The 25,445-nt window shown below is 47.9% G+C and carries 24 protein-coding genes; 12 read left to right on the forward strand and 12 right to left on the reverse strand.

The window, feature by feature from the left end; all coding sequences use genetic code 11:
• Positions 1-69: 69 nt before the first annotated feature.
• The 7 genes from KE626_RS12330 to KE626_RS12360 all read right to left on the reverse strand — a co-directional run bounded on the left by KE626_RS12330 (position 70) and on the right by KE626_RS12360 (position 6,888).
• Positions 70-783, reverse strand: coding sequence for a hypothetical protein (locus KE626_RS12330; RefSeq protein ID WP_211973210.1), 714 nt, complete (start codon positions 781-783; stop codon positions 70-72).
• A 195-nt stretch (positions 784-978) separates the two neighbouring features.
• Positions 979-1,914, reverse strand: a complete 936-nt coding sequence (locus KE626_RS12335) for a hypothetical protein (RefSeq protein ID WP_211973211.1) — start codon at positions 1,912-1,914, stop codon at positions 979-981.
• A 66-nt stretch (positions 1,915-1,980) separates the two neighbouring features.
• Positions 1,981-2,664, reverse strand: coding sequence for an ABC transporter ATP-binding protein (locus KE626_RS12340; RefSeq protein WP_211973212.1), 684 nt, complete (start codon positions 2,662-2,664; stop codon positions 1,981-1,983).
• Between the two features lie 3 nt (positions 2,665-2,667).
• Positions 2,668-3,930, reverse strand: a complete 1,263-nt coding sequence (locus KE626_RS12345; protein WP_211973213.1) for an ABC transporter permease — start codon at positions 3,928-3,930, stop codon at positions 2,668-2,670.
• Position 3,931: 1 nt separating this feature from the next.
• A complete protein-coding gene (locus tag KE626_RS12350) occupies positions 3,932-5,023 on the reverse strand; it encodes an efflux RND transporter periplasmic adaptor subunit (protein WP_211973214.1) in 1,092 nt (363 codons plus the stop codon).
• A 6-nt stretch (positions 5,024-5,029) separates the two neighbouring features.
• Positions 5,030-6,361: a TolC family protein gene (locus tag KE626_RS12355; protein ID WP_211973215.1), complete on the reverse strand. Its 1,332-nt coding sequence runs from the start codon at positions 6,359-6,361 to the stop codon at positions 5,030-5,032.
• A 62-nt stretch (positions 6,362-6,423) separates the two neighbouring features.
• Positions 6,424-6,888 (reverse strand): GbsR/MarR family transcriptional regulator, encoded by a 465-nt coding sequence (locus KE626_RS12360; RefSeq protein WP_211973216.1) that lies wholly within the window; start codon positions 6,886-6,888, stop codon positions 6,424-6,426.
• A 201-nt stretch (positions 6,889-7,089) separates the two neighbouring features.
• On the opposite strand from KE626_RS12360, the gene KE626_RS12365 reads away from it, so the two are divergent.
• Complete coding sequence (locus tag KE626_RS12365) at positions 7,090-7,899, forward strand: class I SAM-dependent methyltransferase (protein WP_211973217.1); 810 nt, start codon at positions 7,090-7,092, stop codon at positions 7,897-7,899.
• On the opposite strand, the gene KE626_RS12370 is transcribed toward KE626_RS12365, so the two are convergent.
• Positions 7,880-8,515, reverse strand: coding sequence for a DUF2306 domain-containing protein (locus tag KE626_RS12370; protein ID WP_211973218.1), 636 nt, complete (start codon positions 8,513-8,515; stop codon positions 7,880-7,882). The two genes, KE626_RS12365 and KE626_RS12370, sit on opposite strands and share 20 nt — an antisense overlap.
• 260 nt (positions 8,516-8,775) lie before the next feature.
• On the opposite strand from KE626_RS12370, the gene KE626_RS12375 reads away from it, so the two are divergent.
• From KE626_RS12375 to KE626_RS12390, 4 genes are all read left to right on the forward strand, one after another.
• A complete protein-coding gene (locus KE626_RS12375; RefSeq protein ID WP_211973219.1) occupies positions 8,776-11,172 on the forward strand; it encodes an ABC transporter permease in 2,397 nt (798 codons plus the stop codon).
• Positions 11,173-11,354: 182 nt separating this feature from the next.
• A complete protein-coding gene (locus KE626_RS12380) occupies positions 11,355-13,718 on the forward strand; it encodes an ABC transporter permease (protein WP_211973220.1) in 2,364 nt (787 codons plus the stop codon).
• Positions 13,719-13,818: 100 nt separating this feature from the next.
• Positions 13,819-14,031, forward strand: coding sequence for a hypothetical protein (locus tag KE626_RS12385; protein WP_211973221.1), 213 nt, complete (start codon positions 13,819-13,821; stop codon positions 14,029-14,031).
• 60 nt (positions 14,032-14,091) lie between these two features.
• Entirely contained in the window at positions 14,092-14,469 is a 378-nt protein-coding gene (locus KE626_RS12390) for a hypothetical protein (protein WP_211973222.1), read from the forward strand.
• A 2-nt stretch (positions 14,470-14,471) separates the two neighbouring features.
• On the opposite strand, the gene KE626_RS12395 is transcribed toward KE626_RS12390, so the two are convergent.
• Positions 14,472-16,874, reverse strand: a complete 2,403-nt coding sequence (locus KE626_RS12395) for an ABC transporter permease (RefSeq protein WP_211973223.1) — start codon at positions 16,872-16,874, stop codon at positions 14,472-14,474.
• A 274-nt stretch (positions 16,875-17,148) separates the two neighbouring features.
• Here KE626_RS12395 and KE626_RS12400 point away from each other — a divergent pair, with 274 nt between their 5' ends.
• Positions 17,149-18,237: an AI-2E family transporter gene (locus KE626_RS12400; RefSeq protein WP_211973224.1), complete on the forward strand. Its 1,089-nt coding sequence runs from the start codon at positions 17,149-17,151 to the stop codon at positions 18,235-18,237.
• A gap of 32 nt (positions 18,238-18,269) precedes the next feature.
• A complete protein-coding gene (locus KE626_RS12405; RefSeq protein WP_211973225.1) occupies positions 18,270-18,752 on the forward strand; it encodes a hypothetical protein in 483 nt (160 codons plus the stop codon).
• Between the two features lie 10 nt (positions 18,753-18,762).
• Here KE626_RS12405 and KE626_RS12410 read toward each other — a convergent pair whose 3' ends face one another.
• A complete protein-coding gene (locus KE626_RS12410; RefSeq protein ID WP_211973226.1) occupies positions 18,763-19,131 on the reverse strand; it encodes a winged helix-turn-helix transcriptional regulator in 369 nt (122 codons plus the stop codon).
• Between the two features lie 117 nt (positions 19,132-19,248).
• On the opposite strand from KE626_RS12410, the gene KE626_RS12415 reads away from it, so the two are divergent.
• Positions 19,249-20,259 (forward strand): zinc-dependent alcohol dehydrogenase family protein, encoded by a 1,011-nt coding sequence (locus tag KE626_RS12415; protein ID WP_211973227.1) that lies wholly within the window; start codon positions 19,249-19,251, stop codon positions 20,257-20,259.
• Positions 20,260-20,357: 98 nt separating this feature from the next.
• On the forward strand, positions 20,358-20,876 hold the full coding sequence (locus KE626_RS12420) for a GNAT family N-acetyltransferase (RefSeq protein ID WP_211973228.1): 519 nt from the start codon (positions 20,358-20,360) through the stop codon (positions 20,874-20,876).
• Here KE626_RS12420 and KE626_RS12425 read toward each other — a convergent pair.
• Both KE626_RS12425 and KE626_RS12430 read right to left on the reverse strand, forming a co-directional pair.
• A complete protein-coding gene (locus KE626_RS12425) occupies positions 20,865-21,194 on the reverse strand; it encodes a hypothetical protein (protein ID WP_211973229.1) in 330 nt (109 codons plus the stop codon). The two genes, KE626_RS12420 and KE626_RS12425, sit on opposite strands and share 12 nt — an antisense overlap.
• 13 nt (positions 21,195-21,207) lie before the next feature.
• On the reverse strand, positions 21,208-22,056 hold the full coding sequence (locus KE626_RS12430) for a DUF899 domain-containing protein (RefSeq protein WP_211973230.1): 849 nt from the start codon (positions 22,054-22,056) through the stop codon (positions 21,208-21,210).
• 132 nt (positions 22,057-22,188) lie between these two features.
• On the opposite strand from KE626_RS12430, the gene KE626_RS12435 reads away from it, so the two are divergent.
• From KE626_RS12435 to KE626_RS12445, 3 genes are all read left to right on the forward strand, one after another.
• Positions 22,189-23,100, forward strand: coding sequence for a GlxA family transcriptional regulator (locus KE626_RS12435; protein ID WP_211973231.1), 912 nt, complete (start codon positions 22,189-22,191; stop codon positions 23,098-23,100).
• A gap of 195 nt (positions 23,101-23,295) precedes the next feature.
• A complete protein-coding gene (locus tag KE626_RS12440; protein WP_211973232.1) occupies positions 23,296-23,502 on the forward strand; it encodes a hypothetical protein in 207 nt (68 codons plus the stop codon).
• Positions 23,503-23,557: 55 nt separating this feature from the next.
• A complete protein-coding gene (locus KE626_RS12445) occupies positions 23,558-25,432 on the forward strand; it encodes a M1 family metallopeptidase (protein WP_249207431.1) in 1,875 nt (624 codons plus the stop codon).
• Positions 25,433-25,445: the final 13 nt, after the last annotated feature.

Genomic DNA, 25,445 nt, shown 5'->3' on the forward strand with positions numbered 1-25,445 from the left:
AGGTGTCCTGTCATAACGGAGGGCGTACCTGTTAGGATACGCCCCCCTGCTGTGTTTTTTTGACCGGTGTTATTTGGCTACGTCCATACAATAGGTCACGCAATGCCATACACCTTTAAATTCCTTTCCTTCGTGCTGACCGCTAACGGCCTCCGTAAAAGTGCCTTCCAGCATATAACGGCCAGGCCATGCCGGTGAAAAAGTAATATCGCCCTGTTCGCCGGCTTTAAATTTCTTCGCCCATCCTTCTGGTGATTGAACAGTTACCTCGCCTGCTGTTGGAGCTGCTTTTTTGTAGCTCAGCTGCAGTTTCTCCGGCTGATGGAGTTTGGGTGCTTTCTGATGATTGGCCAGCAACGCAAAATCCGTATAGTCTTTTACGTTATTAATACCCTGCAGGGAACCATTTACCTTCACCAGTCCCAAAGCATAGTAATGTATTTTATTGTCGCCGTAAACAGTGGCTACGGTATGATCGATCGATAACAGGTGTGTACCTGCTGCCGCCGGTGTAAAGGTGGCGGTGAAGTGATTGCCGTTGGGCACACAGGTCAGCTTTTCTTTTTTCCCGTCCGGTGTTACCAGGTACAGGGTGAAATCTTTCATATTGCTGAACCAATGTTGTATGGAGTCCCGCTGATTGTCGGCATATTCGCCCAGGAAAATATTTACCTGTTGTGGTTGCCCGATTTTCCCGGTGGTAATGGTTTCTATCCAGATGGCGTGGGCAAACAGCGCCTGGATGCTACAGCATAAAATAACAGAAAACAGGAATTTTTTCATTCGTATCTGGTTTATAAAAATGATGAGAAGTTGTAAAACTAGTTTGTCTGAAGCCGGAGGGGTGTGCCAAAAAGGAAAATTATTTACGCAATCGGGAAAAACAAAGTGGTAACAGCAGGAACAGGCCCGTGGCATCCACGACGCCCGGATTTTAGCATTGTTGTGATGTCTGCGATGGTGTCTCCCGGAAAAATATTATTCCAGGTTACCCAGGTACTGGAGCAATCGCTGGAGATCCTGGTTCAGGGAGCGGATGGTGGACTGCAGTTCATTTACCATGGCTGCTCTTTTGTGGAGGTCGTCGGCTTTGTAGATACCCCCTGCGCCAAAAAGCAGTTTTTCAGTAGCGGCATTCACGGGGCCATCGAGGTCAAATTTTTCCCAGCGTTTTTTAATATTAATGGCGAGCGAATGCTGTCCGCTGTTGCTGAAATGTTTCTGGTTCAGCATATACCAGGTGAAGGGCGGATATACGGCAGATGTGTCTGGCAGCAGCCAGATGTCCCGTAACACGTTCCGGTCGTAGGTAAGGTTTATTTTTTTACGGGCGGCGTTGATGGTGAGCGCACCCAGCCCCGCTGATATCAGTCCGCCGCTGATAGCAGCTGCATTTTGGGCGCCGTCATTTTTAATGGCTACCGTAGCGATGGTGGTAATAGCGCCTACAATAATAGAGGCTACCGTGAGCCGGGTGTTTCTTTTGCTGTTGAAATTATCCAGGTACCTGGCCAGCTGGTCGGCTTTTTCGCCTTCGCAGTCCAGTTCGGCCGCAATGCCATCAATTTCCAGGGAGGCCAGCATAATCCGGTGCTGGATCTGCGAGCGCAGTATTGTTTTGTTCGTAGTGCCGCTAACGGTAGTATCTGCGGCTATTGCCTGGAGGCGGTATATCAGCTCAAGGGTACCGGTAGCGTTGGCGGTGAGTACTTCATGTAACGGCATACCGGGATTAGCCCGCAGCAGGGAGTCGGTATTGCGGGCCGGGATAAACGGATGGTGGGGATATGCCGCCGCAGGCGCGCAGTAATTACTGCCCAGGTTCAATTTGCTGCCACTGATGACCCGGCCCGTACTGCAGGCAGTGACTAATAAAAGCGGCAGACAAAGGCCATAGATTGTTTTTATCAGCATTATTTACCCGGATTACATCTCCGGTAATACTACAAAAAAAAACGAGAATGGTTTTTAAGAAGTGCGTTACCTCACCATTATTTCATCAATTTTTCCATCTGCCAGGTGGATGGTCTGATCTGATTTGCGGGCAATGTCTTCGTCGTGCGTTACCATCAGGATGGTTTGTCCTTTTTCGGCAGACATCTTCCTGAACAGCTCAAACACTGCTGCCGAGTTATAACTGTCGAGGTTACCGGTGGGTTCATCTCCCATAATGATCAGGGGTTCGTTGATCATGGCGCGTGCAATGGCCACCCGCTGCTGCTGGCCACCGGAAAGGAGGGAAGCCCGTTTATGCGCCTGCTCTCCCACGCCCAGCAGCTGCAATAACTCCATGGCACGGTGTTCAATTTCTGCCACCGGGTACCTGCGTAGTTTGAGTGCGGGCAACATCACATTTCTCAGCACAGTGAATTCGGGCAAGAGGTAATGAAACTGGAAAACAAAACCGATATGATGATTCCTGAAATCGGCCAGCCAGGAATTATTTCTGCCCAGCATTTCTTCCTGGTTGATACGGATGCTGCCCTCAAACCGGGTATCCATGGTAGACAAGAGGTAGAGGAGGGTGGACTTACCGCTGCCGGATTTCCCGGTAATGGTGATAAACTTACTCTTTTCCACTTCGAAGCTTATATCGTTTAATACCTGCATCCTGGTTGGTTGCAGGAAGTATTTGCTGACATTTTTTACGGTGATCAGGTTCATGGGTTATCCTCTTAAAATAGTGATGGGATCTACATGCGAGCCCTTGCGCGATGGCAGGTAACCGGCGAGCGTGGTGGTAATGATACCGAAAGTAAACCCCGTAATATAATACATGGCGTTAAAGCTCACCGGCAGGTGATCAAGGGTGATCATTACATCGCTCTTATAAGGTATTTTGGAGATCCCCCAGGAACAAAGAAAGCCAAACAACAGTCCCAGCAAGGCCCCGGTGATACCAATGATCAGCGCCTGCACCAGGAAGATCCACCGGATATCGCTGTCGGAAAATCCCATCGCTTTCAGGATGGCGATATCTTTCATTTTTTCGTAGATCATCATTGTGAGGATGTTAAAGATCCCGAAGCCTGCTACCAGCAATATGGTAACGGCTACGCCGTATACGATCAGGCTGCGGAGTATATCGCCCTGCAGAATCGCCGCGTTATCCTGTTTCCAATCAGATCCCTGGAAACCATATTTCTGCTGCAGCTCGAGGGAAAGGGCCGGGGCGGGTTCCATATCATGCAGCTTTATTTTGATGTCGGTGATATAAGCAGCCGGTACACCAAGGAAGCGTTGTACCGTATTCAGATTGGCGTAGCTCTGTTGCTTGTCGATATCCGTCATACCGGTTTTAAAAGTGCCAACAACGGTTACGAAAAAGTTGTTCCCATTTTCAGTGGTGAGCGCAAGCCGGTCGCCGGTTTTTACATTAAGTCTTTTAGCAAGGCCCACACCCATTACCACGCTATTGGGCATGGTCGATAATTCTTTAAAGCTGCCGTCTGTTAGTTTGGACTGGAGATTAAACAAGGCATTTTCTGCATCAAATTCGATACCGTTGATCACGCCATTGATCGTGCTGGAGCCCAGCCGGTAAAATACCTGTGCATTGATGGAGCCGGAGATGGCGGCCACTTGCGGGTTCAGTGCAAGGGTTTGCACTACATGCTTTCCATCTTTCAGTCCTGGCAGCACATCTTTCGGCTTTACATGATCTACCATGTTCACCGTATTAGGCATTACTTTGCCGATAATGGTACCGGGGGCTGTTTGCACTTCGTTGTACAGACGGAGGTGTGGCGACTGGTCAAATGCGATGGCCCGGATGTATTCGTTGGAGCCGGTGATAAAGCTCACCATAAACACAAATACCATGATACCGAAGGTGACGCCTGCCGTGGCCACGATAGTTTGTTTCAACCGGCTGCGCATATGCGTAAGTGCAATAGCCGCCGCTAGTTGTATGTCGGTTAATATTTTCATGTTACTCTTTTTTAGCGATGATATCGCCGGCTTTTAGTCCTGCGGTGACTTCCACCCAGTCGTCGTTTTTGGAGCGGGTGCTGATGCCTTTCTTTTGTAACTCGCTGCCTTGCCGGAGGTAAACGCTGTCGCCCTTTAACAGGTAGCCGGCGGGGATCATTAAAGCACTGGTGTTTTCGCGGATAACGATATTGGCTTCTACAGAAGACTGCGGATAGAAGGCGATACTGTCCTGTACGGCTGCTTCTACCTGGAAGCTGCGGCTTTCCTTTTGCAGTACCGGGGTGATTTTATTGATAGTGGCCGTGAATTGTTTCCCGTTGTATACATCTGTTTCAAAGTATACTTTCTGGTTCATTTTAATTTTGCTGATATCCCGTTCATCTACCAGTAATTCCAGTTTGAATTTCCCCGGCAGCCCGATGAGCATTACCGGGTTATTCAGTTCAGACAGTTCTCCTGCTTTATTGTATATTTTAAAAACGCTGCCGTTTACCGGGCTTTTTAATACCTTTCCTTCCCTGACCTGGCTGCTGGTGGCGAGCTGCTGGCGGCTTTGCAGGAGTTTGCCGGCGAGCTCATTTTTTTGGGCGAGGTATTGTTGTTGCAGCGATTGATAGTTCGTTAAGCTGTTGGCGGCTTCGAGCCTTTTTTGTTCCGCATCTTTTTCCGGTACTGCTTTATCGTTTGCCAGGTCGGTATAGCGGGTGGCGTTCACAGCATCCTGTTCGTAGGTTTGTTTGGCCTGTTCAATTTTTGTTTTCAGTTCATTCAATGTGGCCGAGCCTTCGGCTGCATTTTTACCGGCGAGTGCCACCTGGCTGTGGAGGATATCCAGTTGTGTAAGCTGGCTGGGTGTACCCAGTACGGCCAATACCTGGTCTTTAACGATAGTATCTCCTTCCTCCACGTTCATTTGTAAAATGAGGTCGGTACTGTTTGATTTAAGGAAATAGTATGCCTGCGGCATAATTTCGCCGGAGGCATATACCGCCTCATTGAGCGGGCGTTGCTGCACGGTGTAGGTGGCGGTCTTTTTTTTGCAGGCTATTGCCAGTGCGGCTATCCCGGCTATTATTAAAAGCTTTTTCATGCAGGGTTATTTATTTTGCAGGTAATTTATTTCTGTGTAGTGTTTGTAAAAATCCATGCGGGCTTCATTCAGTAGTTGCTGTACATCGTACAGGTCTTTTTGTACTTCTTTCAGTTGTATCATATCGATAATGCCTTTGTTAATTTTCAAGGTGCTGAGCTGTTCATTTTCTGTTGCAAGCTGGATGTTTTCCTGTTGCAGCGTCATGTTTCTGGCTGCCTGGCTGAGTAGTATTTTCTCCTGCTGATATTTTTTTTCCTGTTCGTTGCTATAGTTTTCCAGCTGTTGCCGGGCGGCTTCCCATTGTGCTTTCCGGCTGCGCGGATGATAGATCATGCTGCTGAGTGATAGCGGCATGCTGAGTTGCACACCTGCAAAGCCAACAGTAAACCAGGGGGACCGGGTAATGAAATTACTTTTGTCGCCAAAGCCCAGCTGTTCCCAGGTGCCTTTGATGTGCAGGCCGGGATACCTGGCGGCGAGCGCGGACTGATAGTCCTGGCGGGCCAGCTCCACTTTCCATTGCTCCGATTCGTATCCTGGCAGTTGCTGATCATTGAATGCTGCGATGGCCAATGGGGGCAATTCTTCTGCGGGTGCAAGCGGGAGTGGCGTTTCGAGTGGATAGCCCATCCAGAATTTCAGGTCCAGGTAGCTTTGTTGCAGTGTTGCATTGGCTTTAATATATTCCTGTTCCCGGTTTTTTAACAGCACGGCGGATTGATTAAAGGCGATTTTATCCGTGAATCCTTTCGTGAGCTGGAGGGTAATGAGTTCATGGGTACGACGGTAGTTTTCATACAGCTGAGTGGTAATGGCGGCATAGGTTTGCAGTTGTTGTGCGGTGTACCAGGCGATGCGCACATTTTTAAGCAATGTTTTCAGCAGCGAATGGTATTCGCTTTGCGCTGCCTGTTGTTGCAGGCGGGCCAGTTTTACGCGTTGCCAGGTTTGCACATCCAACAGGGGGAGGTCGGCGTCGGCGCCATAGCTGCCCATCCAGGGAGTGCCCATTCTTACCGGTACAAAAGTGCCGGGCGGTTTGTTCACCAGTTCGCCCGGGAATACCTGTACGGGAATTTTCCAGTAGTTGCTGATATCTCCTTTGATGTTGATTTCGGGGAGAAGTTTCGCGGCAGCAGCTTTGCGGTCTTGTACGGCTGCCTGTGCCGACAGGTTTTCGGCCAGCAGCTGGTGGTTATGAACGGTGGCATATTCCAGGCATTGGTCAAGCGTCCATGGCGAGGAGGTACTGTCGGCATTTTTTTCGGGCATGGCTTGTCCCGCAGCTATCCGGACATGGATAGCCAGTAACAGCAATAGGATTCCTGTTTTCATCTGAAATGATTGAATTTCTTTTAGTTCTGAATTAAAAGAACCAACGATGGCAAAAAAAAGTGTTAGCTTTTTTTCTTTTTAAGTTCCACGGTTCTTCTCCATCTTTCCAGGATCAATGGAATTTCGAACAGCATCATTTTATATAAATCTGATACCTCTTCCAGTTCCCCGTTAAACTCGTCGTTGGTTTTCCTGATCTTTCTTATATCGTCCAGTATGGTAGAAAATTGTTTTATTCTTTGAGAGAGATAGTCTTCGCTGAACATGTTTTTAATCTTCGCGGAGAAGTAGCGTTTCCTTTGCCCGCCAATGGTTCTGGACTCAATCATCTTCACGGACTCCAGCATTTTCAGTGCGTTGGAGACCGCGCTTTTGCTTACTTTGAAGTATTCGACCATTTGTTCAAACGTCGCCTGGTGCTGTTCGCTCAGCATCAGGTAAATAAGTACCCTGGATGCTACGGGAGTAAGGCCCATTGCTTCCATCGTGGCACTATGTTCTTCTATCTTCGCCCTGTATTTTTCCAAGATCGTTTCTAATGTCCGGGTGTAAAGGTATAAAAGATATTTGGTTTTCTTTTGGGAGAACTAAGAATTTTTTATACCGGTGTTGCTACCTGGCAGTATGATAGTGCCGCAGTAATGATTTGCGGAGAAAAGAAGCGGGCATGCGTTTGCTTTCTCCCGGTGAAAAGTTATATTTATCTTCTTAACACTTAAAAAAACAATATGAGCGATACCGCCAACGAAAGAGCCAAAATGCCGGCAGGAACCAGCAGCGTGCTGGATAGCAGAAGACTGGATAACAGTTATGCCACGCTGGTGCCGGTGCTTCGCAAAGGCATGCGTGTATTGGACGTAGGCTGCGGTACCGGCGCTATATCTGCCGGAATAGCCGTAGCAGTTGGTCCGGAAGGTGGTGTAGTAGGCATCGACAGCAGTCCGCATCTCATCGCCAAAGGGAGCGGTGATCATGCAGGCATTCAGAACTTAACGCTGCTGGAAGCCGATCTGTTTACCTATGCACCTGCTGAAAAATTTGATCTGATTGTATCCGCCCGTGTGCTGCAATGGTTAAGCGACCCGGCAGCCGCATTGCTGGCGTTCAAATCTTTACTGAAACCCGGTGGTATGATCTCCATCCTCGATTATAATCATACCCAGCTGGAATGGACGCCTGCGCCGCCGGAAAGTATGCAGCAGTTTTATAAAGCTTTCCTCGACTGGCGCAGCGACGCCGGTATGGATAATAATATGGCCGATCACCTGCCCGGCATTTTTGAGCAGCTCGGATTTCAGGACATCGTTACCCTGCCTGCAGATGAAGTGTATAAAAAGGGCACAGCTTCTTTTGTGGAGAAAGCAGGTATCTGGTCAAAGGTTGCAGAGCTGAGAGGCCCGCAAATGGTGGATAGCGGCTTTGTTACCGAAGCGCTGCGCCTGAAGGCGATTGCGGAGTATAATGATTGGGTGGAGGAGAAGGCGGAGCAGATGGTGATGAAGTTAAAAGAGGTGAGGGCTATGGTTTCGTTTCATTAATCCACACCTCCGCTACAACAGCATGCAGCGTAAACCCAATCCAGAACGCTGTGCCGAAGAACACCTGCGGCGGTAGTCCCGAAAAAGCAAAGAACAAACCAATGACAGGCCGTACCGTGCTTACCGCCAGGCCTATGGCAAACGCCCGTATCATCCATTCCCGGTGCGCGGCGATGTTCTTTTGCATGATATGCCACCACGCTTTACTGATGCAAATAAGAAAGAAGATGCTGAACAGGATACTGGCCGCAGCTTCATTGACGCCTCCGATGGGCAGCATGATAAATGGCATACATAACGCTGACGCCCCTACGATATAGCCGCAGATAATATAGATTCTTCCGCTGATGCGGTGGAAGAGGGGATAACGGGAACGAATACCCGGCATAAACTGCCAGGGTCCCAGTAACATAAATAACATACCTGGCAGTATATGCATAAACGTTAGTACAGGGTGTTGGGCAAAGCCGCCATCGAAGGGCGCCGCTCCGGATGGATTGAACGATGGGATCAGGCCGGCGATAGCCAGGGTTCTCCTGATCACCATGGCGATACCAACGGCGGTGAGAAAGAAGGCGGCAATACGCAGGAGCGTCGCTGTTTTTTGATGGGTCATAAAGTTGCAGAGAAATGGTCTGACCTAAAAATAGTATTCCGGTAGAAGGAGAGCAGGGCAAAGGATGCGAGCAGGGAAGATGTTGCGACACAAAGGGGAGATTCGGCGATATGAATGCGGAGCGGCTGATTGTCCGATTTTGAACAGCATTGGCCCGGAACCGGACAGTATTCTTTTAGCCAGGTGTTGCTAATCAACTGTTTATAAACAGGTAAATGGTTTGTAAATGAATAGCGTCTATTACTCTAAAATAACTTTACATGCTGCGGAATTACTTTCTTACTGCCTGGCGTAACCTGGGACATAATAAGGCCAGCGCTTTCATAAATATCATAGGATTGGCGATGAGTATCACTTGCAGCCTCCTTATTTTTATGTTTGTAAGTTACCATTACAGCTTTGACGGCTTTCATCCTGATAAAGACAGGATATACCGTGTGTTTACTGAGTTCAATGATGAAACGGTGTTTTATTCTACCGGTGCGCCAAGCCCGCTGGGAAAGGCATTTCGTACAGATTTTACCTATGCGGAGAAGACAGCCAGAATTGTTAGTTATAACAACGCCATTATGTCCCTGCCGCAGGAAAACGGTACGCCGAAGTTTAAAGAAGAACCAGGCATTGCATTTACAGAATCATCCTTCTTTGATATTTTTAATTTCCCGCTGGTGTTGGGCAGCAAAAAAAATATACTCGCCGCACCCAATGAGGCCGTTGTTACGGAAAGAATTGCTGCTAAATACTTTGGCAGTGCGCAAAATGCAATTGGAAAAACCATCCGCTTTGATAATAAAGTCAATTTTACAGTAACCGGTGTTTTAAAAGATCTGCCCTCCAATAGTGATACTAAAACGGAAATATTTGTATCCTACAACAACCTGAGACAGCAGAATCCGTTTACGGGCAGTGACAGCAGCTGGGGTGGCGTATATGGCGGCAGCAGGTGTTATTTGTTGCTAAGGCCCACTGCTACCCTGGCCCAGGTAAACCAGGCATTGAACCTTACCGTTAAGAAATACTACAAAGGCAAAGACCTGGATGTATGGAAATTTAAGATATTGCCGCTGGACCAGGTTCATTTCAATGACACATTCGAAGGGTCTATTGACCGCAAATATCTTTGGGCGCTGATTAGTATTGGAATTTTCCTGGTCATCACTGCCTGCCTGAATTTTATCAACCTGGCTACGGCGCAGGCATTGCACCGGTCTAAAGAAATTGGTATCCGGAAGGTGATGGGCAGTTTAGGCGGACAGCTGTTCTGGCAGTTTATGGCAGAAACCGCGGTAGTTACTTTTATAGCAGCTATGGTGGCCTGTTGTCTTACGTTGATTGCCATACCCTATCTCAACCAGCTGCTGGATATCGATATGAAGGGTCAACTTTTGGGAAACCCCCGGCTGTTGCTATTTTTGTCGCTGCTCTCCCTGGTAATTATATTTTTGGCCGGCTCTTATCCATCCCTGGTAATGGCCCGGTTCCAACCAGCGGTATCACTAAAAGGCAAACTTACCGAAAGGCATATTGGGGGTTTCTCCCTGCGCCGCGTGCTGGTGGTAACACAATTTGCCATTTCACAGATGCTCATCATTGGTGTTATTGTCATTGCAGGGCAGTTGCGATATTCCACCACTTCTGATCTTGGCTTCAATAAAGAAACTATCGTGATGTTGCCGGTTCCGGTGCCGGACAGAGCAAAAATGAGTACCCTGCAGCAGGGGCTTAAGGCTATCCCCGGTATAGAAAAACTGTCTTTTTGCCTGCACGCACCGGCTAGCCTGGGAGGTAATGTTACGGGGCTGCGTTTCGATAACCGTCCCGAAGAGGAACACTGGAGCACCAATGCCCTGGATGTGGACAATGAATACCTGTCTACTTTTGGATTAAAGCTGCTGGCCGGCCGTAATTTTTTTCCGTCTGATACCGCAAGGGAATTTGTCGTAAATGAAACCTTCCTTAAAAAAATGAATGTCAGCAATCCCCGGGATGTGATTGGTAAAAACCTTTCACTGGGAGACGGAAGCAGGAAGGGACCTATTGTTGGTGTGGTAAAGGATTTTTACACCAATTCCTTTCATACCGAAATCGCGCCTATTTGCCTGATGCCGAATTATTACAATTATATTAACTGCGCGGTGAAAATAAAAAGCGGTACGCTGCGGCAAACGCTGGCTGCTGCAGCGCATAAATGGAACGAAGTGTTTCCCGAATTTGTGTATAGTTATGAGTTCATGGATGATCGTATTGCAAAATTCTACAAGCAGGATACAGTTATATTGAAACTGGTGGAGGTATTTTCACTGATAGCTGTTTTTATAGGCTGCCTGGGCCTCTATGGTCTTGTATCGTTTATGGCTGTTCGCAGAACCAAAGAAATCGGTATCCGCAAACTATTGGGGGCCGGTCTTCAACAGATCCTGTGGTTATTCGGAAAAGAATTCAGCCTGCTGCTGATCATCGCTTTCGTAGTGGCAGCACCGGTTGCCTGGTTTGTTATGAGCAGGTACCTGGAAGATTATAAGTATCGCATTCACATGGGGCCCGGCGTTTTTGTACTGGCTATATTGTCTACTTTCATCGTTGCTATGCTCACGGTAGGTTATCGCGCTATAAGATCCGCTTTGGCAAATCCCGTTAAGAGTTTGCGCAGCCAATGATTGTCAAAGATCCACGCCGGCTGGTTTATAACTTTTTGAGACAGGCGTTTCGTTTTACAACCGGTCGCCTGCTGTATCAAAAACGAACACATTAGCAAAAAAATGCTGCTTAAATTATTGACAGGTATGTTATTCTTTCATGGCATGCTTTTAAACAATTAGAGTAGCAGATATTTACCGTCATGATAAGAAACTATTTCCGGATTGCCTGGCGCAACCTGATCCGCAACAAATCATTTTCCACTATTAATATACTGGGATTGGCCCTGGGGCTGGCCTGCAGTCTTGTAATGATATTATGGATACAGGACGAACGTGCCATGGATCGTTTTCATGCCGGCAGTGATCATTTGTACCAGGTATATATCCGGCAAACTTCAAACGGAAAGGTAGATGGCGGGTACCTCACGCAGGGACCACTGCCCGGGGAGTTAAAAAGAACTGTTCCGGAAATAGCATACGCCAGCGGCTTACAATATTATCCACCAGTAGCCTTCCAGGCAAACAATAAAGTAGTAAAAATGAACGGCGGTTATGCCGGCGCGGATTTCTTTAGTATGTTCAGCTACCCGGTGTTGCAGGGAACAAAAGAGGCGGCGCTGAGTAAACCTGGTGTGATCGCAATTTCCAGGCATATGGCCGAATTGTTTTTTGGCAGCCCTGAAAAGGCCATCGGACAGGTGATCCGCTATGAAGATACCACCAGTCTTTCTGTGAGTGCGGTGTTTGATATACCCGCCCACTCTTCTCAGCAATTCGACTATCTCCGTACATGGGATGATTTTGTCAGCTCAAATCCATGGACAAAATCATGGGGCAGTTTTAGTCCTGCTACGTATATCCGGCTCCGTGACCAGGCCGATGCAGATAAAGTAGCGGCCAAAATAAAAGATTTCGTTTATAACTACCAGCCCCGTAACCAGGGCACATCTATGGAGCTGGGGCTGCAGCCCTATGCCGAAAAATACCTGCATAGCGTATTTGAAAATGGGGTTCCTGCCGGCGGAAGAATTTCCTATGTGCGGCTTTTTACGTTGCTGGCCATTTTTATCCTGCTGATTGCCTGCATTAACTTTATGAACCTGGCTACCGCACGCGCGGTAAAAAGAGCGAAAGAAGTAGGCGTAAGGAAAGTAGTGGGCGCCATGAGAGGGGTGCTGATCATACAGTTTATCGGAGAAGCAATCCTGCTGGCCTTTATCGCCATCATCATAGCTTTGTTGATAGTGGCGTTACTCCTGCCGGCCTTTAACCAGCTTAGCGGTAAGCAATTATTTATCCCATTTGGCTACCCGGTTTTCTGGGCTACTTTGGCAGGCTTGCTCCTGTTTACCGGTTTTGTGGCAGGTAGTTATCCTGCGCTGTTTTTATCTTCCTTAAATCCTATCCGCGTGCTGAAAGGCAGTTTGAAATTCAGCAGCAGCGCACTGTATTTCCGCAAAGGACTGGTGGTATTCCAGTTTACTTTATCTATTATCCTGATAGTAGGCATGGTAGTGATTTACCGGCAAATGGATTATATACAGACAAAGAACCTGGGCTACGACCGGCAAAACCTCCTGTATATTCCGCTGGAAGGAACGCTGCTCTCCAAATATCCTGTATTCAAAGAACAGGCCGCCAACCTGCCCGGCGTAATGGATATTTCAAAGATGAAGGAAACGCCAACTGTTATTGAGCATCATAAGAGCGACCTGGACTGGACCGGCAAAGACCCCGGCGACGCCGCTTCTTTTGCAGATGCTGCAGTAGGATACGATTTTGTAAAAACAATGCACCTGCAATTGCTGGAAGGCCGCGATTTTTCGAAGGACTTTGGCAACGACTCCGGTAGTTTCCTGTTGAATGAAGCAGCCGTAAAAAGAATTGGTTATACAGATCCCATAGGACAACCATTCCGGCTTAATAACCTGCAGGGAAAGATCATTGGTGTGTTGAAAGACTTCCACTTCAATTCTATGCATGATGCTATTGAACCACTGGTGATCCGTTTGGATGAAAATCCTAAATGGGGTAATATCCTGGTACGTACCGAGCCAGGTAAAACCAAGGCGGCACTTGCAGGACTGGAAAGGATCTGCAAAACCATGAACCCCAACTTCCCTTTTACCTACCAGTTCTCAGACCTGGAATATACCAAATTGTATAAGAGTGAACAGATGGTTAGCAGGCTATGTAATTATTTTGCAGGTCTGGCGATCTTTATCTCCTGTCTTGGTTTGTTCGGTTTGGCCATGTTTACCGCCGCGCAGCGTACCAAAGAGATTGGCGTAAGAAAGATACTGGGCGCCTCCGAATCAAACATTTTTATACTGCTCTCTGCCAACTTCCTGCAACCGGTAGCCGTTGGTATGCTGATCGCTTTCCCGTTGTCCTGGGTGGGGATGAATCAATGGCTGAAAGATTTCGCTTATAAAATAGACCTGGAATGGGGCATCTTTGCTTTCGCCGGTCTGACGACTATTTTCATTGCCTTGCTCACCGTTAGCTTCCAGAGCATAAAGGCGGCATTTATGAACCCTGTAACAAGTTTAAAATCGGAGTAAAATCTGCCTGCTTTGGGGTGCTAATTCCCCATATTCTGCTGAAATAGCTGCTGCTGCCTATGGCACGTGGATTGCCGCCACATAGGTAAACTCAATGGTTATGAAAGTATCTGGCATCATCCTCATTATTGCAGGTATTGTGATGATCCTTATCCCGGGTTTTTTCGTGCAAACCGAAAAGAAGGTCGTGGATATTGGTCCCGTTGAAATCAATAAAAAAGAAAACCGTTGGATCGGCTGGCCTACCTATGCAGGTGGTATTGTAGTGGTGGCGGGTGTGGTGTTGCTGGTTTCGGGAAAGAAGCGGGAATAGCCATTCTGGCCTTTTAAGACCGGCCTTTCCTTTTTTTGTACCTTGGAGGGTAAAAAAGAGATGGCCACCTCTATCCTTGATCAATCCAAAGACCCGGTGCTAAAAGCCTTTATAGCCGGAAAATCTGATGTGACGCTGGGGCTGTTGCGGCATTTTATAGCGCAGTATACGCAGTTGGGCGATGTTTACCTGTATCCAACCAAATCGATGGCAGGCATTGGTATCGATGATCGCCGCGTTGCCTGGATAACACAGCTGGGGAAGAACTTTGTGCACATTGTTTTCCCGTTTGAAAAAACCTACCCCGACAATCTCTGTTTTCAGAAAATAGCACAGGTGCCCGGCACACAGCAGTTTAACCATCATTTCCGTATGTACCTGCCGGAAGATGTGAATGAAGAAGTGTTGCAGTTTATGCGTTTGTCGCTGCAGCCGTAATATTATTCTGATTTTAATGACTTTACCGGGTTGGCCAGTGCCGCTTTCACAGATTGTATGCTGACGGTTAGTAATGCGATAGCCATGGTAAGCAGGCCTGCCACAGCAAACATCCACCACTGTATTTGTATGCGGTAGGCGTAATCCTGTAGCCAGCGATTCATGATATACCAGGTGAGTGGTGTGGCAATAACCACCGCTATCCCCACAAGTTTTACAAAATCCCGCGACAGCAGTTGCACGATGCTGCTTACCGAGGCGCCAAGTACTTTGCGGATGCCTATTTCTTTGCTGCGTTTGGTGATGTTATACGCGGTGAGGCCCAGAATGCCGAGGCAGGTGAGGAATAATGTAAAGAGAGAGAAGATCTGGACGATCTTTCCGAATTGTTGGTCAGCTTTATATTGCTGGTCAAATAATTCGTTGAAGAAATGATATTCAAACGGATATTCGGGGTATTGCTCCTGCCAGCTGGAGCGGATTTTTGCCAATGTTTGTTTGAGGTTGCCGGTATTTAACTTTGCCGCATAGAACGCGCCGCCGTTAGTACGGTACCAGTGTATCATGGGCAGTATGGCGCCTTTAAGCGATTGCTGGTGGTAATCATCAACCACGCCAATGACGGTACTGTAACCGAGACTGGTCCAGGAGAGGGTCAGTCTTTTGCCGATGGCCTCTTGCGGGCTGCTGAAGCCAAATAATCTTATCGCCTCTTTGCTCAGGATCATTTGGTCGCTGTTGGGAACGCCTGCACGGAAGTTACTACCTGCCAGCAGCTTGATGTTCATGGCAGGCAGAAAATTTTCATCGATCCCATAAGCATAGAAAGTATAGTTCAATCCTTTGTCTGATCCCAGCTGGCTGATGCCGCTGGTAGCGGAAAGTTCGTGTAAACTTACACCGGGTATTGCTTCCGCAGCAGTGATCTTTTCCACCTGCGGCAGTTGTGACACGTTGTTGAGAAAAGCGGCACTCTGTTGACGGCGGATGGAGTCTATTATCTTTCCCTGCCCGCCGGGTGCACGAAGAATCAGTGTTTGGTCAGTATTGATGCCCAGGTCCTGGCTGCGCATATACGAAAGTTGCCGGAAAACGATCAGCGACGCGGACAGCACAATCAGCGCTGCAGCAAACTGACCAACTACCAATACCTTTCTGAATAGCACGCCTCCGGACGTTGCTGTGAATGATCTCCGGGTAACGCTCACCGGTTTCACAGCCGACAATACCAGCGCGGGATACAGGCCGGAAAGGAGGCAGTTAAAGATGAACAACGCAGCGGCCGAGAACCAGAAAAAAGAAGTTTGGAAAAAAACAGTGCTGATAGGTCTGCCGGTCAGCTGTACATAAGCCGGCAGCAGCAGGTATATGAGCAACAAACCGAGTAACAAAGCCAATGCATTCACCAGTATCGTTTCAGTCATGAATTGTTTTATCAGCGACATACGGGAGGAACCCAGGGCCTTGCGCATACCGGTTTCTTTGGTTTTGTCGGCCGCCCTTGCAGTAGTAAGGTTTACATAATTCACTGCGCCTACCAGTAATACCAGTGCTGCTATCACCAGCATAAACTGTACGGTTTTGATATCGCCGTTTTCTTCCGGTTCAAAAGATTTATGGGAGTGAAGATGGATATCTTTCATGGGCTCTGCCACAAAGCGGTCGTCTTTTACTTTTTCCTTCGATAGCTGTACCAGTTTTTGGTTAAAGGCGGCGAGGTTCGCATGCGGTACCAGCTGCACATAGGTATAGTTATTATTAGCGTTCCAGCTGTTCAGATCTATTCCTCTCCTGGTCAGCGATGTAAGCGACAGTAACAGGTCAAATTTGAGATGGGTATTGGATGGCACATCTTTGATGACTGCTGTAACCGTGAAAGTCCAGTCTCCGTCCTGGAATACTTTGCCCACAGCAGGTTCGTTGCCATACATCCGTTTTGCCAGCGATTCCGTTAACACTGCCTGCATCGGCGCCGCTACTGCGGTGGCCGGATTGCCTTCTATAAAGTCATAATTGAAAATGGTGAACATGGAAGGGTCTACCGCATATACATTATCGAGTTTGAAGATCTTCCCGTTGGATTTTATCTCCGGTACTTCTTCCATATGTTCTACCCGTACATAATCCACTACCTCCGGCATTCCTTTTTTTACGGCTGGCCCAAGCGGAGGATGGGTTTCACAGTCAGTTACGACAAACTCTTTTCCTTTGTAGTTATCGAGGGTGATGCGATAGATGTCGTCTGCTTTTTTGTAGAAATTTTCGTAGCTGTATTCATAGCGGGCATAGTTGATAATAAACAGGAAAGCTGCGGTGGCAAGGGCCAACCCTGAAATATTGATAAAGGTGTAAAACTTATCTTTTGTGATATTACGCCAGGCAATTTTCAGATAATTTTGGAGCATGTTTACTTCATTTATGTGAATGCCCTTACAACCTGCAAGAAAGTTGCCATATCGGTAATCCGCCGCCAGCAGCAGTTTCGGTTTTTCGGGGTGTCCGGAAACGGACAGCCTTGTCCGGTATTGACGGCTTAGCCAACAGGTGGGCGGCGGCGCTTACGGAAGGCGCCGGGCATTTGGCGCCATTTGCAGGAAACATGGATATAGTTGCCGGTTAACTAAATAAGGAATGTTATATTTATAAGGTTAGCGCATTTCTTTTTTTAAAAACTGTACTATGAACAATCACCTCCGGCCGGCTTCCAGAAATATGATTGAGTCTATCCTGGTACTCTTGCTGTTGCTGGCATTGTTGCTGGCGCTTTACCAGGTACTGCACTTATTTTTTGGAGTACTCACTTTTGCCCTGATTTTTTCGGTGTCGTTTCATCCGTTGTTTGAACGGATGGTTCGTTGGTTTGGCGGCCGGAGAAAGCTTACGGCCACGTTATACGCTATTGCATTGGTGGCTATTATTGCTTTGCCGGTTACCTATATCATTGCTGAAATGAGTTCGCATGTCAGGGACTCGATCCACTGGATCCGGGATGTAAAGGAAAACGGGCTACCGCCGTTACCGGCCTGGGTAGTGAACCTGCCCTATATAGGAGCGGAAATCAACACCTTCTGGCTGCACCTGCAGGAAAGCCCGAAGGAAACGCTGACCACACACGAACAGCCGGTAAGAATGGTACTGAATCACGTAGTCAGCAGTGGCGCCGGTATTTTGGGTACGGCGGTGCAACTGATCATCGGTATTGTTATTTCAGCCTTCTTCCTGGTTAGTGGAGAAAAAGCGGTACGGCCTATCAGGGCTGCAGTACAGCATCTGCTGGGCAGGAAAGATGGCGCCGATTTGTTGAATGCCACTACCATGGCGGTAAAAGGGGTGTCGATAGGGGTAATGGGCACCGCGTTTGCCACCGCGATTGTAGCCTGGATAGGTCTTAAAATTGCCGGTATCCCCTTTGCGCTGGGGTTGGCGGCCCTCATATTTTTCCTGGTGGTAATACAAATAGGTCCGCTCGTGGTATGGGTACCGGCTACCATCTGGATGGCCACACAGGGACATCCGGGTATGACCGTTTTCCTCATCATTTATGGCATAGGTATCCTGATCGGGGAGGCGATTCTGAAACCGGTGCTGATTGCCAGAAGCGGCAAGCTGCCCTTCCTGGTGCTGTTTATTGGAGTAATAGGCGGCGTGGCCGCCTGGGGTTTTACCGGTATGTTTAAAGGGGCTATCATTATAGCTGTGTTCTATACCATTTTCAATTCATGGCTGGAGCGTAAAGATGGTACACATAGTACACAGGCTGCGGAATAGATAGTAACTTTACCGTAATTATCGAATCAATTATGAAAGCTGCCACTATCAGCGAAATAAAGAAAGAACTGACCACACTGGCGCCGGCGGAGCTGTCGGCCTTGTGTTTACGTTTAGCCAAATACAAAAATGATAACAAGGAACTGCTTACCTACCTGTTGTTTGAAGCACATAGCGAGCAGGGATATATAGAAGTCGTAAAAGCAGAGATAGATAATGGTTTCAGCGAAATGGCCGGTGACAAATTATACCATGCCAAAAAAAGACTGAGAAAAATACTGCGGATAACGAATAAGCATATACGCTATACAGGATCCAAACAGGCAGAGGCAGAACTCCTGATCTATTTCTGTACAAAAATGAAACAGGCCGGTTTATTATCTTCCTACAGTATCCAATTAACCAACCTTTATGAGCAGCAGCTGAAAAAAATTGCCAAAGTGGTGGCGGGGCTGCATGAAGATCTGCAATATGATTATGAGAGGCAACTACAGCTGTTGGTTGTTAGCAGTTAGCTTTTAGCCATTAGCTTTTAGTGAATGCGGCGGATGTTGTTCTATCCGATTTTCCCCATTGCCATAATTGCTGGAATACCGGTCGCAGTGATTCTCCGCGTTCGGTAAGGCCGTATTCTACTTTCAGCATAGCTTCCTCGTGTGATTTGCGGTGTATCATTCCGCGCAGCTCCAGCTCCTTCAGTTCTGCGGTGAGCATCCTTTCTGTAATAATGGAAATGGCTTTTTTTATTTCGCTGTAGCGCGATATGCCGGAAAACAGCTGATGAAGGATCATGGGCTTCCAGCGGCCTTCGATCAGCGACAGCGTATATGAAATAGGGCAGGCGGCGATGATCTTTTGCCTGTTTTCGTAGTTGGTAGATTGTTCCTTTCTCATAGGGCACTTTTTGCGTTCTTGCTTCACCCGAACATTTTTGTTCGTTATTGTAAATGTAAAGATACCCGCGGACATTTGCCTTCATATCCGGCATGGATATACGACAAAACAGATTTTATGAAAAGCTATCATGTAAACTTAGGCGCAGGATTATCCGGACTAACCATAAAAGAACATCATATGCCCGCTCCGGGACCTGCTGAAGTATTGATCCGTGTAAAGGCGAGTTCGCTGAATTACCGGGAGCTGATGATCCTGAAAGGGTTTTATCCCTTGCCGGTACGGCCGGATGTGATCCCGTTGTGCGACGGCGCCGGGGAAGTGGTGGGAGTTGGCGATGCCGTGACGCGGGTAAAGGTGGGCGACCGCGTAATGGGACAGGTATTCCCGGATTGGGTGGATGGCCCATTTGCGAGGGATTACGCCGCGCAGCTGGGTGGTTCACTGAATGGGATGCTCACGGAGTATGCCGTATTACCGGAAAACGGGGTGTTACAGATCCCTGCACATTTATCATATGAAGAAGCTGCCGCATTACCCTGTGCTGCGTTAACCGCCTGGAATGCGCTGAGCGGCGGCCGGGGACTGGCAGCCGGTGAAACCGTGCTCACACTGGGTTCCGGCAGCGTATCGCTGTTTGCACTGCAACTGGCAAAGGCGGCGGGCGCCCGGGTAATTGCCACTACCTCCGGCGAGAAAAAAGCCGCGCAATTGAAGGCGCTGGGGGCCGATGAAGTGGTTAATTATATAGCGCAGCCCGACTGGTACCTGGCGGTTCGTGAGTTAACCGGCGGGCAGGGAGTGGATCATGTGGTGGAAGTAGGCGGTGCGGGCACCGCAGAAAAATCTATCCGCTCGGCCGCTATTGAAGGAGAGGTAGCGGTGATTGGCAGTGTTGCAGGGGAGCCGTCTCCGTTCAACATCAACCTGATCATGTATGGTATGGTACATGTGCGGCCGGTGGCTATTGGTAGCAAAGCGCAGTTTACCGCCATGAATAAGGTAATAGCGGTGAATAAAATAAAACCGGTGATTGACCGGGTATTTCACTTCAATGATGCCGTAGCAGCGTTTCGTTACTATATGGAAGGACCCTGTTTTGGGAAAGTGGTGCTGAACCACGAATAAGGGTATAATGTTTTCTTCGTTGTTGCCCCGGATGCAACCGGATTTGTTCTGTTCAGCAGAAAATGATACTTTGTAAGGAGTCGAAATAAAATGTTTGCATGAAAGTTTTATTTGAAACTCCCCGGTTGCAGCTGCGCACCTTTGCTTCGTCGGATGACACTTTTATCCTGGAGCTGCTGAACACGCCGTCGTGGCTGCAGTACATCGGCGACCGCCAGATAAAGACGCTGGCTGATGCGCAGCGGTATATCCTGAACAACCTGTTGCGGTTATATGCGGAGCAGGGCTATGGCGCCTGGGTGGTGGTGTTGAAAGACACGGGAAAACCTATCGGGATCTGCGGATTATTTAAAAGAAAATACCTGGAGCAGCCCGACCTGGGCTTTGCTTTTTTGCCGGAAGCCGAAGGGCAGGGTTATGGGTATGAAGCGGCTACAGGTACGCTGGCATATACAAAACAGCAACTCGAATTACCGCGGTTGTTTGCGATCACCCAGCCGGATAATCACCGGTCGGTCCGTTTGCTGGAACGTTCGGGCTTTACCCTGCAGGGTACTATACAGCCGCCCGGAGAGCTGACGGAACTGATGCTCTTTAATATTGAATTAGGACTTTGAAAAGTGTTTACTGCGTTTGTACAGCGCGAGTAATTTATTGATCACCAGGTATACCAGCGATCCGACACACAACACCACAAGTCCTGTCCGGAGCCAGGTGGCAACAGTTACGGACAACCCGATTCCCGTACCAATTGCCACATAGGCAGCCAGACAAATAGGACACTTCGGCAACAGGGCGAGGGTGATGCCCGGAAGCAGCCAGCGCACCGTTTTAGTGATACGTTGCCGGAAGGTCAGCGGACCTGTGGATTGCGCAGCCGTTGTTTTGCTGGTGTCGCTGCCCGTTGCTTCACCGCAGGAACAATATCTTTTCATAACAAATCCGTTTTCAGGATGCTTCTTCGCCGGAGCTGCAACAGGAGCCCGGTGTATTGTCTTTGTGATATTTGCCGGTATTGTCTACATGTCCTTTCTCATCGTATTTATCATGGTGCCGAACCCAGGAAGTTAAATCGCCGTTTTCTCCCCTTTCATTGCGGCCCAGGGGAGCAATGTCGAGGTAGTTATAAGCGGTCAGCTGTAATTCGCCGCCACGGCCGTAGGTCGAATAAGTATGATAGATGTTGCCATCTGCATCTTTATAGAAAACACTCATTCCCTGCAGGTCTTCCAGGTGGGTAGGTAAACCTTCCACGATGCCATAGTTATAAAACACCTTTCCCTTTTCCAGCTCTTCCTTCCGGAAGGATACATGGTAATCGTAGTTAAAGTCGCTGCCGGCAGATGATACCCATTTAAAATGCCAGCCCATCCGTTTTTTATAAGCTTCCAGCACCGGTAACGGGGCTCTGGCCACCACCACTACTGACACATCATGATGCTCCAGGTGTGGCAGTACGCCATCGATCGAATCGGCGGCAAAAGAGCAGCCAACGCAACCTTCTTTTTCATGGGGGCCAAACATAAAGTGTTGTATGATGAGCTGGCTTCGGCCATCAAAAAGATCGGCCAGACTTACCTCGCCGTCAGGTCCGTCAAAGTAGTATTCCTTCTCCACTTTTTCCCATGGCAACTCCATGCGCTCACGGCTTAATTCATCCCGAAGATGGGTAAACTGTTTTTCTTTTTCCAGGAACTTTGTCCTTGCCGCCAGCCACTCTTCCGGCGATACTATCCGGGGCGCCGGATTGGTTTCAATAGTTTTATGTTTAAAACCAGTAGATACGTTTGTACTCATGATTTTTACATTTTAAGTCTTACAAATCTCAGGAGTAAAAACGGGAATTCTGGTGTGTGAACACGCCTAATTTAGGGGGCATTTGTGCCAGCGGAATCCGTTATTTTTGTGTTGAAACATACACAAATTGCCATGAAGACAATTTCCCTGCTGATTTACGAGGACGCTATTTTATCTTCTGTATCCGGTGTGATGGATATGTTACTGGGTGTGAACCGTTATATGGCCGAAATGAGGCGGGAACCGGCCTTTAAGCTGGAATTGATCAGCGAGAAGGTAAAGAACATACAGCTGCATCTGCCTGCGCAATTTATTTGTTATAAAACCATCGATGAGGTAAAGCATACCGATCTGATCCTGGTGCCGGCATTTGAAGGCAGTGCGGACCTGGTGCTGCAAAAGAACAAGGTAATGATCGATTGGCTGGGCATCATGTATGCCCGCGGAACAGAAATTGCGAGCTTATGTTTTGGAAGTTATTTCCTGGCAGAAGCGGGCTTGTTATCCGGTAAATCGTGTACCTCGCACTGGATGGCCCTGGATGATATGCGCAACCGTTATCCGGACATCACTGTTTTGCCCGATAAGGTAATGACTGACCAGGAAGGTATATACACCAGCGGCGGCGCCTTTATTTCGCTGAACCTGGTATTGTACCTGATAGAGAAATTCTGCGGCAGGGACGTGAGTATCTGGATCAGTAAAATGTTTTCCATTGATATGGACCGCGTAAATCAATCACATTTTGCTGTATTCCAGGGACAGCGCCGTCATGAAGATGAAGAGATACTCAGGGCACAGGCATTTATTGAACAGCATTATGACCAGCAGATTTCTATAGAGCAGATTGCAGAGCAGGCCAATATGAGTAAACGGAATTTTATCAGGCGTTTTAAAATAGCTACCCAAAATACGCCGCTGGAGTACCTGCAGCGGGTAAAAATAGAATCTGCCAAAAAAGAACTGGAGAAAAATGCGTTGAACATCAGCACGCTGATGTATAATGCCGGTAAACCGTTTAAAAACCTTCCGGCAGGTTTTTAAACGGTTTACCGGCTTAACCCCGCAGGACTACCGGAGGAAGTACTGCAGGTCTGTTGCCGAGCTGAATAATTGATGCGGTTATTCTGCATGTAAACTTTTTGCCGGGTTGGTCAACGCCGCTTTGGCGGAGGTGAGCAGTGTGGCGGGTCTTCAAAGCCGGTATAATTGGTTAACTTTATCACTAAATGTACAGGTATGGAAAAGGCCATTATTCATTTAGACGGCAAAGACTATCACATATTCCCGGCCAATGATAAAGAAAAAACCTATATGGTGGAAATAGACAGTCACCAGGTTACATTCCGTCCGGATGAAAGCGGGAAGCTGCAGGCATCGCATGATCATATTCCCAACGAATTTTTATCGAAGCTGGCACAGAAAATAGAATCGTATTTTTTCTGATGGACAGCTCTACCGGGTTTTACTTATTTTTATTGCCTGAAATCAGCAGATCTGTATGAATAGAATGACGTATAGCCTGTTGTTGCTGTTAGGTGTAACCACCGTGGCAACTGCACAGGAATTGTATATGCCCCGTAATACTAAACAGGCATATGTAAACCAGACAAGAGATAAGAATGGTGCGCCGGGTAAGCGCTACTGGCAGAACAAAGGAGTGTATGATATCCGCTTGTCCGTAAACCCGCCTGACAGGACCGTGACCGGCTCAGAAACGGTTACCTATATTAACAACAGCCCTGATGTGTTAAAAGGAATGATGCTTCGCCTCATTTGTAACCTGCATAAATACCAGGCGCCGCGTTCCGGCTATGTAAGCAAGGATTTTTTAACAGATGGTGTGGTGATAGACAAGCTGGTGGTGAATGGCGTGCCCGTAAAATTTAATAACGATGTAGGCACTACTGCCTGGGTGGCCTTTCCGGCGCCGTTGCCCTCAAAAGATAGTATCCGGCTGGATATCGACTGGCACTACGATCTGTCGGTATTAAGTGGCCGGGAAGGGATGATAGATAGCACCACGGCATTTATGGCCTATGCTTATCCCAGGGTGTCGGTATACGATGATTATAACGGGTGGGATGGTTTGGAACATACCGACCGGGTAGAATTCTATAGTGATTTTAATGATTATAGTGTAGCCGTGACCGTACCCCGAAATTTTGTAGTATGGGGAACAGGAACCTTGCTGAATGCCCGGGAAGTATTGCAACCAGCCATCGCTGAACGATTGAAAGCATCGTTTACATCAGATATTCCGGCGCATATCGCAAATTTGCAGGAAATGCAGCAACACCAGGTAACACAGCAAAAAGAAAAGAATACCTGGAAATTTGCCGCCAATAACATCGCTGACGTTACCTTTGCCACCAGCGACCATTATGTATGGGACGCTGCCAGTGTAGTGGTTGACAGCAGCACCATGCGGCGCAGCAGTGTGCAGGCAGCCTATAACGATACGGCTACCGATTTTCATCATTCCGTGGCTTTTTCACATAATGCGTTGAACTGGTTTTCCCACCAGTGGCCGGGCGTGCCTTACCCTTTTTCGTCGATGACAGCCGTACAGGGTTTCGCCGATATGGAATACCCCATGATGGTAAACGATGGCTCTGCAGGCGATGACCTCAGTTTTGCACAGCTGGTACAGGACCATGAAATAGCGCATACCTATTTCCCGTTTTATATGGGAATCAACGAAAGCAGGTATTCGTTTATGGATGAGGGCTGGGCTACCACCTTCGAATACCTGATTGGTATAGCGGAGAAAGGAAAGGAAACAGCGGATAACTTCTACCGGAAGTTCAGGGTAAATAAATACATCCATGATGCATCAACAGAAGAAGATCAGCCAATCGTTTCTATGTCCAACCAGGTAAGCGGAATGGGCTACAGCAGCAATTCCTATGGCAAGGCATCTCTGTCCTATCTCGCATTGAAAGACCTGCTGGGGGATCAGCTGTTTAAAAAATGCCTGCACGCCTACATGGACAACTGGCATGGAAAACATCCTATTCCATGGGACTACTTTTATTCTTTCAGTACCGCGGCACGACAAAACCTGAACTGGTTCTGGAACAACTGGTATTTTAGCAACAACTACATAGATCTTACATTGGCAACCGCGAAACTGGCTGCTGGTAAGGCTTCACTGCGTATTGTCAATGCCGGCGGCTTTGCTGTTCCTTTTGATATAATCGTTACTTATAAAGACGGGACCACGAAAAGTGTGCATCAGACGCCGGCCGTATGGAAGGCAAATGCCAAAGAAGTGCTGTTGAATGTAGCGTATGCAAAGGAAGTGAAGGAGATCAGGCTGGATGGTAACTTGTTTATGGATGCCAATGAGAAGGACAATGTGTGGAGGCGGTAGTGTTTAAATTTTT

Origin of the sequence: Chitinophaga hostae, assembly GCF_018224885.1 — a bacterium.
Classification (GTDB): Bacteria; Bacteroidota; Bacteroidia; order Chitinophagales; family Chitinophagaceae; genus Chitinophaga; species Chitinophaga hostae.

Excerpts from the sequence above, each read along its gene's own strand:
- KE626_RS12380 (WP_211973220.1), top strand. The coding sequence starts at position 11,355 with ATGATAAGAAACTATTTCCGGATTGCCTGGCGCAACCTGATCCGCAAC.
- KE626_RS12440 (WP_211973232.1), top strand. The coding sequence starts at position 23,296 with ATGGAAAAGGCCATTATTCATTTAGACGGCAAAGACTATCACATATTC.
- KE626_RS12425 (WP_211973229.1), bottom strand. The coding sequence starts at position 21,194 with ATGAAAAGATATTGTTCCTGCGGTGAAGCAACGGGCAGCGACACCAGC.
- KE626_RS12365 (WP_211973217.1), top strand. The coding sequence starts at position 7,090 with ATGAGCGATACCGCCAACGAAAGAGCCAAAATGCCGGCAGGAACCAGC.
- KE626_RS12445 (WP_249207431.1), top strand. The coding sequence starts at position 23,558 with ATGAATAGAATGACGTATAGCCTGTTGTTGCTGTTAGGTGTAACCACC.
- KE626_RS12420 (WP_211973228.1), top strand. The coding sequence starts at position 20,358 with ATGAAAGTTTTATTTGAAACTCCCCGGTTGCAGCTGCGCACCTTTGCT.
- KE626_RS12340 (WP_211973212.1), bottom strand. The coding sequence starts at position 2,664 with ATGAACCTGATCACCGTAAAAAATGTCAGCAAATACTTCCTGCAACCA.
- KE626_RS12405 (WP_211973225.1), top strand. The coding sequence starts at position 18,270 with ATGAAAGCTGCCACTATCAGCGAAATAAAGAAAGAACTGACCACACTG.
- KE626_RS12370 (WP_211973218.1), bottom strand. The coding sequence starts at position 8,515 with ATGACCCATCAAAAAACAGCGACGCTCCTGCGTATTGCCGCCTTCTTT.
- KE626_RS12350 (WP_211973214.1), bottom strand. The coding sequence starts at position 5,023 with ATGAAAAAGCTTTTAATAATAGCCGGGATAGCCGCACTGGCAATAGCC.
- KE626_RS12415 (WP_211973227.1), top strand. The coding sequence starts at position 19,249 with ATGAAAAGCTATCATGTAAACTTAGGCGCAGGATTATCCGGACTAACC.
- KE626_RS12385 (WP_211973221.1), top strand. The coding sequence starts at position 13,819 with ATGAAAGTATCTGGCATCATCCTCATTATTGCAGGTATTGTGATGATC.
- KE626_RS12375 (WP_211973219.1), top strand. The coding sequence starts at position 8,776 with ATGCTGCGGAATTACTTTCTTACTGCCTGGCGTAACCTGGGACATAAT.
- KE626_RS12345 (WP_211973213.1), bottom strand. The coding sequence starts at position 3,930 with ATGAAAATATTAACCGACATACAACTAGCGGCGGCTATTGCACTTACG.
- KE626_RS12410 (WP_211973226.1), bottom strand. The coding sequence starts at position 19,131 with ATGAGAAAGGAACAATCTACCAACTACGAAAACAGGCAAAAGATCATC.
- KE626_RS12335 (WP_211973211.1), bottom strand. The coding sequence starts at position 1,914 with ATGCTGATAAAAACAATCTATGGCCTTTGTCTGCCGCTTTTATTAGTC.
- KE626_RS12400 (WP_211973224.1), top strand. The coding sequence starts at position 17,149 with ATGAACAATCACCTCCGGCCGGCTTCCAGAAATATGATTGAGTCTATC.
- KE626_RS12355 (WP_211973215.1), bottom strand. The coding sequence starts at position 6,361 with ATGAAAACAGGAATCCTATTGCTGTTACTGGCTATCCATGTCCGGATA.
- KE626_RS12435 (WP_211973231.1), top strand. The coding sequence starts at position 22,189 with ATGAAGACAATTTCCCTGCTGATTTACGAGGACGCTATTTTATCTTCT.
- KE626_RS12430 (WP_211973230.1), bottom strand. The coding sequence starts at position 22,056 with ATGAGTACAAACGTATCTACTGGTTTTAAACATAAAACTATTGAAACC.
- KE626_RS12395 (WP_211973223.1), bottom strand. The coding sequence starts at position 16,874 with ATGCTCCAAAATTATCTGAAAATTGCCTGGCGTAATATCACAAAAGAT.
- KE626_RS12390 (WP_211973222.1), top strand. The coding sequence starts at position 14,092 with ATGGCCACCTCTATCCTTGATCAATCCAAAGACCCGGTGCTAAAAGCC.
- KE626_RS12330 (WP_211973210.1), bottom strand. The coding sequence starts at position 783 with ATGAAAAAATTCCTGTTTTCTGTTATTTTATGCTGTAGCATCCAGGCG.